1 protein-coding gene is annotated in these 717 nt (G+C 59.7%); it reads right to left on the reverse strand.

Annotation, left to right across the window (positions count from 1 at the left end; translation table 11 throughout):
- Positions 1 to 254: 254 nt before the first annotated feature.
- The gene (locus tag ACOI1H_RS26030) at positions 255 to 524 is read right to left on the reverse strand and encodes a hypothetical protein (protein WP_422441251.1); all 270 of its coding nucleotides are present in this window, start codon (positions 522 to 524) and stop codon (positions 255 to 257) included.
- Between the last annotated feature and the right edge of the window lie 193 nt (positions 525 to 717).

A 717-nucleotide genomic window follows, 5' to 3' on the forward strand; every position in this document is an offset into this window, starting at 1 on the left:
GAATCCATGTCTGAAGTTACTCTGATCGGTGTCGGCATGGCAAAGCTGTTCTCCAGCTGCACGGTGCGCGCAGTGACGGTTCAGTTGCGTTTCGCAAGAAGCTGTCGCGGGGGCAGTTAATCGCGTTTCTGGCACAGCAGCCCAAATGTCTGATCGGCATGGATGCGTGTCCGACGGCGCATGGCTGGGGTCGTGCATTCGAGGAGGTGGGCACGATGCGCGCCTGATCCCGCCCGTCTATATGAAGCTGTTCGTCAAACGCCAAAAGAACGATGTGGCCGATTTTGTCTCCGTCGTTGACAGGCCAGCGTATCGGCCAGCCGGATGATCGATGTCGCCTCAGCTTTGGTTGTGTCGCGCCGCAGCGCCGCCCTCAGGTCCGCCACTTGGGCCTGATAGCGATCCGCGAAACCGGGGTGCAGCAGCACGGAGGCGGCGTCAGACGCATCCCGCAGCTTGGCGGTCAGCGCCGCCTTGGCCGACTCCAGCGCGGTCATTTTGTCCTTGATGCTCGGGTGAAACATGCCCTCTCCTCCACCTTCAAACTGCCGCCTGATCAGGAGTCTGAGGTGCTCCCCATCTCTTGGACAGGATCTGGCGATTTTTAAGCTCTGATCTGCTCCTGGTGATCGGGTTGCGATGCTTCGACTTTCAGCGAGTAGATCACCGCTGGTGGTTTTCCGCCAAGGGCTTTGTGCGGTCGGCGGTAATTGTAGG

Origin of the sequence: Loktanella sp. DJP18 (assembly GCF_049310965.1) — a bacterium.
Taxonomy (GTDB): domain Bacteria; phylum Pseudomonadota; class Alphaproteobacteria; order Rhodobacterales; family Rhodobacteraceae; genus Loktanella.